Below are 7912 nucleotides of genomic sequence, written 5' to 3' on the forward strand. Positions count from 1 at the left end.
TGCTGTTCCCCTGCTCACCGGCGTGGAGTTCCACCTCACGCCTGGCTGGTCGGGCCTCGTCGGTGCCAACGGCGCCGGAAAGTCCACCCTGCTGCGGCTGCTGGCCGGAGAGCTGAAGCCCGGCGAGGGCCACTTCCAGCACGAGCCTCGTGAACCCATCCTCCGCCTCTGCCCTCAGAGCGTCGAGACACTAAGCCCTGAGATCACCGCGTTCGCGGAGGCGTGGGATGCAGTGTCCCGGCGGGTGCTGGGCCAGCTCGGGCTGGATCCCGGAGCGCTGGAGCGCTGGCCCACGTTGTCACCCGGGGAGCGCAAGCGGTGGCAGATCGGCGCGGCGCTCGCGAGTGAGCCGGACGTGCTGCTGCTGGACGAGCCCACCAACCACCTGGACGCCGAGGCGCGCGGGTGGCTCATCGCCGCACTGCGCCGGTTCCGCGGAATTGGCGTCGTCGTGTCCCATGATCGGACGGTGCTGGAGGAGCTGACCACCACCACGCTGCGCGTCCACGCGGGCGAGGCCCGGCTGTGGCCCGGCGCCTACTCCGCCGCTCAGCAGCACTGGGAGGCCGAGCGCGAGGGCCAGCTTGCCACCCGGCAGCAAGCGCAGGAGACGCACCGGCGCATGGCACAGCGGCTCGATCAGACCCGCCGGGAGCAGCAGGCCGCCTCGGCCGCGCGGAACACCGGCCGTCGCTTGAAGGACAAGAACGACAACGACGCTCGCTCCATGGGAGCGAAGGTCGTCGCTGGCTGGGCGGAGGCAGGACTCGGGCGTCAGGTGGGCGTGCTGCGGCGCGAGACGGAGCGAGCGGCCGAGGCCATCGGCGAGTTCCAGGTGGACAAGACGGTGGGGCGCTCGGTCTTCGTGGACTACGTGCGCTCCCCCAACCCGTGGCTCTTCACCCTGGAGAACCACCCCCTGCGTGCGGGAGACGTGGAGCTGCTGGAGCCCGTCACGCTCTCGGTCGGCCGGGAGGGCCGCATCCGCATCGAGGGCCCCAACGGTGCCGGAAAGACGACGCTGCTGCGGGCCCTGCTCGCCCAGGCGCGGGTGCCGCTGGAGCGGGTGCTCTACCTGCCGCAGGACGTGGGAGCGGAGGAGGCCACGGCGGCGCTCGAGACGGTCCGGGGGCTGGCCCCCGAGCAGCGCGGGCGCGTGCTGTCGCTGGTGGCCGCGCTGGGAGTGGACCCGGAGCGGCTGCTGGCCTCGGAGCAGCCCTCACCGGGCGAGGTGCGCAAGCTGCTGATCGCCCAGGGGCTCGGGCAGCATGCCTGGGCGCTCGTGCTGGACGAGCCCACCAACCACCTGGATCTGCCCTCCATCGAGCGCCTGGAGGCAGCCCTGCGAGACTACCCGGGAGCGCTGCTGCTGGTGACCCACGACACGCACTTCGCGCGCAGGTGCACCACGGAGCGGTGGTTCGTAGCGGCGGGCACGATCACCTGCTCGTCCGACTGAGCTCCCACCCTCCCCGTCAGGGCAGGAGCTCGGTGGCCCCAGGCTCCACGAGCTGGGTCCACACCGAGGGCCTGTCCACCTTCATCCCGCCCTGCCCCACCTGGATGAGCCGCTCGTCCTGGGCCTTGCGGTACACGCGTGGCGGCGAGGAGGGCTGCTTCGGATCGCTGTCCTTGGCCGTGATCTGCTCGGCCACGCGGATGCCCTCCGGTGCCACCGTCAGCGCCGAGGTGTACTCGTACTTGCGCATCCACCGGCTGGGCAGCGACTGGGTGGCCGTGCGGCTCAGGGCGATGTTCGCGGCCTGCATGCACTTGCCATCCGGCCCGCTCAGCGTCTCCGCGACGAAGCGGTTGCCGCGCAACGGCATGAGCCGCACCGTCCGCTGGCACATCTTCTTCTCGTCCTCTCCCCAGCAGCGCTCGCCATCCACCAGCAGCACCTCGACGCCGCCGATCCGCTCCAGCCGCAGCCGCGCGCTCTTCGGCATCGCCTTCAATGTCCCCAGCGCCCGCACCGCCAACCCCCGCGGAGTGGCCTCCACCAGCGCCACCGGCCCCAGCGCCTCCCCATTCGAAAACCGCCGGACGATGGCCCACACCAGCTTCAGGTCCAGCCGCATCTCCGTCACGACCATCTCTTCCACCGTGAGCGGCTGCAGCGGCAGCGGCGTACCCGCGGGAGCAATCTCCGTGCAGTCGCCCGGGGCCGGATCCTGGAAGAGGATGGGCGTGCCCATGCAGTCCGTGGGGGGCTGAGACACCCGCCCCGTCGACGGATCGTACCCGTTGATCAACAGCTGGAAGAGCGTCTCTGGCTTCCACACCGCCGGAGATATCACCTTCATGTCCGAGGGCAGCTCCGAGAAGCACAGCGCCCGCACCACCGGCTCACGCACCGGCGCCTGGCGCTTGCACCCCGCCCCTGCCACCACCGCCGCCACCACCAGCCACCGGAGGGCGTAGCCCCCGCGAATCCCCATCGACGTCATGACTCCTCCTCTCCGCCTTCCGCACCCTCGTCACCCTCGGCGCCAACCTTCGCCGCGTCACCGACGATGGCCAGGTACGCCTTGGCGAACTCGGGCCCGAACAGGACGGCCGTCAGCTCCCGCTCCTCCTCCAGGAAGGCCCGGTGCTGCTCCGTGTACTTCTCCCACTTCTTGGAGAGGTTGAAGGGCCAGAAGCCCCCGATCCCGCGGCCCAGCGCCTCCGGATCCAGCCGCTGGAGCAGCCCCTTCACGCCCTCGCGCATGCCGTTGAGCAGCGCGATCTGGTGGATCATCACATCCACGAAGCCGCCCATCAGCTCCTGCACCCGGTTGGCGCCGTCAGCCACCTTGAAGTCCAGCAGGTAGCGAAGCAGCTCGCGCGTGCTCCGCATCCGCATGAGCGGGTTCTGGTCATTCGTGACAGGCACCGCCATCTGCTGGCCGAACTGATCGTGCCCCTGACGCAGCTCGATGAAGGCCCGGGCGAACGTCTCCAGCAGCTCCGCCAGGTGCTCCAGGAAGCGCTGCATGTCCGCCTCGGTCTGCAGCCCCCGGTTGTCGGACAGGTAGGAGCGCACGAAGCGGTTCAGCAGCTCCCGCGACACCACATCCAACCGGTTGCCCGGACCCGAGGCCGCCGCCGCCGCCGGGCCCCCGGTGATGGGCTCCACCTGGACCGGGCGCCCCACGTTCTTGGCGATCTCCTGGAACATGGGCTCCTGCGCCATCTCCGGCATACGCCGCAGGAGCTGGGTGATGAGCTGGCCGCGATCCTGCTCCGGCAGCGTGTCCGCCCCCTTGGCCAGCCCCTGGTGCAGCATCTTCCAGGCCGTGCGGTAGGCGTTGTAGAGCGGCACGAGCTGCTGGATGGTGCTCTGCAGCGCCGCGGCCCCGCCCGGTGCCTGCGGCAGCACCTGCACGCTGCTCTGCGTGCGCTTCCTCACCATGGCGGGGACGGGGGTGGGCACGGGCCGCCGCTTGGGCGCCTCCTCCTCCTGGAGCGTCCGCAGATCCAGGTTCGTCGCCTCGTCGCTCTCGTCCTCCTGCATCGCCGGCTGGATGAGGGTCCGCGGGCTCTGGCCAGTGACTTCCTCCCGCTCCTGCTCCTGCTCCTGCTCCAGCAGCGCGTCCAGGCTCGGCAGGAGCGAGGTGCGCTGCTCGGGCTTTCGGTCCTGGATGGGGGTGGGCTTGAAGCTGAGCGCCTCGGCCTTGATGCCGGCCCCCTCATTCATGATGTCGGCCAGCGCCCGGAACTGCGTCTGGCGGGAGGAGCTTTCCCGGACCGCCTTGGCATCCCGCGAGAACTCGAACTGGACAGAGCCGATCGTCACCTCCATCCCCGGGGTGATCCGCGCAGGCACGTTCTTCTCGATGCGCTTGCCCCCCACGAGCACCCCGTTCGTCGAGCCCAGATCCACCACGGAGATGGAGCCCTTGTCGAAGCGGACCAGCGCGTGGAACAGCGACACGAAGGGCCGGGGGATGGGAATGTCGTTGAGCTGGTTGCGGCCGATGCGCACTGGGGACGTGGTGAAGACGTACTGCTTCTCCATCGGCGGGTGGGACTCGATGTCCTTGAGGCGGATCACCAGGGGAAGCATGGCCTTCTCCTATGCCGAACGGCGGAGGCAGCCAAGGGGCTGACTCGCCAAGAGAGCAGGTATGCCAAAAGGGGGCCTCCGGTTCCCACGGGGCCCCCTTTTTACGCGTCCCAGAGGGCGCTGTCCCCCCTTTCTTACGCCTGGGAGAAGGCCAGATCCCACTCCCCGCTGGGGCTCAGCCCCACGGTCAGGTGGGTAGGCGTCGCCCCACTCGCCAGCTGCTCGAGCAGCTCGCGCGACAGCTGCGGCATGAGCGAGGCGCGCAGCACGTGATCCACGTTGCGGGCGCCCGAGTCCATGTCCGTGCACCGGCGGGCGAACTCCTCGATGACCTCCGGGGCGAACTCCGTCTTGATGCGGTGCGAGGTGTGCAGCCGGCCCGCCAGCGAGTTGAGCTTCATGACGGCGATGTCCTTGAGGATCTCGCGCGAGATGGGGACGTAGGGCACCACGCTCATGCGCGCCAGCAGCGCCGGCTTGAAGTGCTTGGTGAGGGCCGGCTTGATGGCGTCTCGCACCGCGTCCACGGTGGGCGGCTCGGGGGCCTGGAACATCTGGGTGATGACGTCCGTGGCCAGGTTGCTGGTGAGGATGACGACGGTGTTCTTGAAGTCCACCGTGCGGCCCTCGCCGTCGTTGAGCACGCCCTTGTCGAACACCTGGTAGAAGAGGTTGAGCACCTCCGGGTCCGCCTTCTCGCACTCATCCAGCAGCACCACGGAGTACGGGCGCTGGCGCACCGCCTCCGTGAGCATGCCGCCCTCGCCGTAGCCCACGTAGCCCGGCGGCGAGCCGATCAGGCGCGACACCGTGTGCTTCTCCTGGAACTCGGACATGTTGATCGTCGTCAGGAAGCGCTCGCCGCCGTACAGGGCGTCCGCCAGTGCCAGGGCCGTCTCCGTCTTGCCCACACCGCTGGTGCCCACGAAGAGCAGCACGCCGATGGGGGTGTTCGGGTTGCGGATGCCGGCGGTGGAGGCGCGGACCGTCTCCGCCACCGTGCGCAGCGCCATGTCCTGCCCGCGGACACGGCTCCGGAGCGTCTCCTCCAGGTTGAGCACCGCCGTCAGCGAGGAGGCGCGCATCTTGCCCACCGGGATGCCCGTCCACCCGGCCACCACCCGGGCCACCACGTCCGCGTCCACGTCGGCGTGCACCATGGGCGACTCGCCGCCCAGGCGCTGGAGCGTCTCCCGGGCCTCCGTCACCTTGGCCTTGAGCTTGTCTTTCTCGGCCGGCTCCTTGGCCGCATCCAGCTCCACCATGGCCTTCTTCAGCGTGTCCACCGCGGCCCGCTGCTCCTCCCAGCGCGCGCGCAGGGTGGCCACCTGATCCTGGACGGCCTTCAGCCGCTCCTCCACGGGCGTGCCATCCTCCGGCGGCGGCTTCTGCCCCGAGGCCAGCTCCCGCTCCCGGGAGGCCTTCTCGCTCTCCAGGGAGGCCAGCTTCGCCTCCAGCTCCACCAGCTCGTCCGGCCGGGCGCTCTGCTCCAGCTTCACGCGCGCCGCCGCTGTGTCCAGCAGGTCCACCGCCTTGTCCGGCAGCAGGCGGCCGGAGATGTAGCGGTGCGACAGCTCCACCGCCGCCACCACCGCCTCCTCACGCACGGTGACGCCGTGAGCCTTCTCGTACACGGCGCGCAGGCCGCGGATCATCAGCACCGCGTCCGCTGGCGAGGGCTCGTCCACCTTCACCGGCTGGAAGCGCCGCTCGAGCGCCGGATCCTTCTCGAAGTACTTCTTGTACTCGGACCAGGTGGTGGCGGCCACGGTGCGCAGCTCGCCGCGCGCCAGCTCCGGCTTGAGGAGGTTCGCCGCGTCCCCGCCTCCTTGAGGCCCGCCTGCGCCGATCAGCGTGTGCGCCTCGTCGATGAAGAGGATGATCGGCTTGGGCGAGGCCTTCACCTCGGAGATGACGGCCTTGAGCCGGTTCTCGAACTCGCCCTTCACGCCCGCGCCCGCCTGCAGCAGGCCGAGATCCAGCCCCAGCAGCTCGAAGTTCTTCAAGGACTCGGGCACATCCCCCGCGGCGATGGCCTTCGCCAGTCCCTCCACCAGCGCCGTCTTACCCACCCCGGGCTCGCCCACGATGATGGGGTTGTTCTTCCGGCGCCGGGACAGCACGTCGATCACCTGGCGGATCTCCCGATCACGCCCGAAGATCGGATCGATCTTCCCCTCGCGGGCCTTCGCCGTGTACGAGGTGGTGAAGCGCGACAGCGCGTCCTCGCCCCGAGGCGCCGCGGCCCCACCGGCCGGAGCCGGCGCCGAGCCCGCAGCCGCCACCTCCGCCGCCTCCTTGGAGACGCTCACCACGTCCTCGAAGGCCTTCTTGAGCCCCTCGGTGGAGACGGCATCCAGCTCCGGGTACGACTCCGCCGAGTACCTGGCCGAGCGGGCGATCCACTGCGCCATCAGCGCGCCCGAGCGCAGGCGCAGCGCCCCATGCTCCAGCGAGGCCAGCAGCCACGCGTCCTCGAACCACTGGAAGAGGCTCTCGGAGAACACCGGCCGCCCGGCGTTGCCGGTGCGCAGCAGGCGCAGCGTGTCCTCTACCCGGGCCAGCACCTTGGCCCTGTCCACCTGGAAGTGGCGGAGGATGAGCGAGGCCTCACCCTCCTCGTCCTCCAGGAGCTGGCGGAGCATGTGCTCGGGGGTGATCTCGTAGGAACGGGCGCTGCTCGCCCGGGAGACGGCTCCCTCCAGACTGCGCGTGGCAGTGGAGGTGAGACGGCGGACGAGGGTTTTCGGTTCAACGCGCATCAGATGACTCCTCTAGAAATTGCGAGTTTTGGTGCTGCTAGGGGCTCGCCGAGGCCCCGCTCCCCGTCGGCAGAGGCAGCGGGACCACCCGCGTCCTCAATCGGGGAACGGCGCCGTGCCGGCCACCCAGGTAGGTGTTGCGCCCAAGTCGGGCGGGATTCTTGTTCTTCAGCTGGAAGGCGCCCAGCACGTCCTCGTCCACGCCCAGCTCCATGGCGCACTCGAGCGGATCGCGCATCACCAGTGAGACGACCTCGCGCACCAGCGGGCTCAGATCGCCCTCGGGCAGCAGCCGGTGGTAGGTGGGCCCATCCAGCGGGGAGATGCCGATGAGGATCTTGCCGGCGCGGTCGAACAGCTTCCCGCCCAGCATGGAGGTGCGGCCCAGGTGGGAGTTGAGCCGGCCCAGCATCATCCGCTGCTCGGACTCCACCTCCACCCAGCTCCCGGCGAACTGCTGCACGGTGACGCGGGCCTCGCCCAGCTCCATGCGCAGGACGTCCGCGAGCGCTCGCTCCAGCGTCAGGGCGGTGCGCGCCCGTGTCGCCAGCAGCGGTGCCAGCCGCAGCAGCTGGGCCACGGACAGGCGCACCGAGGGCCCGCGCTCGTACGTATCCAGGCCCGCCAGCGCCAGCACGCGCCGCGTCCACACATCATCCCCGGCGCGCGTCGCCTCGCCCTCCAGCATGTAGCGAGACAGCGCCCGGTACAGCAGCGACACCAGCCGGTGGTGGAAGAGATCCAGGAACTGCTGCTTCAAGGGCCGATCCGGATCCTCCTGGGCGATCTCCTCCACCATGTAGCCCGGCAGCGGCGAGGACGCGCCGGTGAGGCCCAGGAAGGTGGTGACCACCTCGAACACGTGCTTGGGGCCACCCTTCGCCTCGCCCCACTCCGACACCTGCGGCACCAGCCGCACCTGGCTCACGTCTCCGGAGCTGAACACCAGCGTGGGATCATGCCGGAAGCGGATGGCCTCCTCGGCGGGCGGGCCGTCTCCCCCCACGCGCACCGCGCTCCCGGTGAGCCGCTCCAGCAGGGCCACCAGGGAGAGGAAGCGCACGTCCCCCGTCGCGAACTGGAGCGCCGCATCCAGCCA

Annotated in this window: 5 protein-coding genes; 1 reads left to right on the forward strand and 4 read right to left on the reverse strand. The window is 70.1% G+C overall.

What is annotated here, in order from left to right; all coding sequences use genetic code 11:
• Positions 1 to 1459: ATP-binding cassette domain-containing protein (locus tag VD972_RS02775; protein ID WP_324980310.1), on the forward strand; the 1459-nt coding region annotated here is incomplete at its 5' end.
• 16 nt (positions 1460 to 1475) lie between these two features.
• Here the strand turns inward: VD972_RS02775 and VD972_RS02780 are convergent.
• The 4 genes from VD972_RS02780 to tssG form a co-directional block, all read right to left on the reverse strand.
• Positions 1476 to 2450: a hypothetical protein gene (locus VD972_RS02780; protein WP_324980312.1), complete on the reverse strand. Its 975-nt coding sequence runs from the start codon at positions 2448 to 2450 to the stop codon at positions 1476 to 1478.
• Complete coding sequence (locus VD972_RS02785; protein ID WP_324980315.1) at positions 2447 to 4051, reverse strand: type VI secretion system-associated FHA domain protein; 1605 nt, start codon at positions 4049 to 4051, stop codon at positions 2447 to 2449. The genes VD972_RS02780 and VD972_RS02785 overlap by 4 nt, the downstream gene beginning before the upstream one ends.
• A 134-nt stretch (positions 4052 to 4185) precedes the next feature.
• Positions 4186 to 6813, reverse strand: coding sequence for a type VI secretion system ATPase TssH (tssH, locus tag VD972_RS02790; RefSeq protein ID WP_324980318.1), 2628 nt, complete (start codon positions 6811 to 6813; stop codon positions 4186 to 4188).
• Between the two features lie 37 nt (positions 6814 to 6850).
• Positions 6851 to 7912: type VI secretion system baseplate subunit TssG (gene tssG / locus VD972_RS02795; RefSeq protein WP_324980321.1), on the reverse strand; the 1062-nt coding region annotated here is incomplete at its 5' end.

Origin of the sequence: Hyalangium sp. (assembly GCF_035629615.1) — a bacterium.
GTDB lineage: Bacteria > Myxococcota > Myxococcia > Myxococcales > Myxococcaceae > Hyalangium.

Excerpts from the sequence above, each read along its gene's own strand:
- VD972_RS02785 (WP_324980315.1), bottom strand. The coding sequence starts at position 4,051 with ATGCTTCCCCTGGTGATCCGCCTCAAGGACATCGAGTCCCACCCGCCG.
- VD972_RS02780 (WP_324980312.1), bottom strand. The coding sequence starts at position 2,450 with ATGACGTCGATGGGGATTCGCGGGGGCTACGCCCTCCGGTGGCTGGTG.
- tssH (WP_324980318.1), bottom strand. The coding sequence starts at position 6,813 with ATGCGCGTTGAACCGAAAACCCTCGTCCGCCGTCTCACCTCCACTGCC.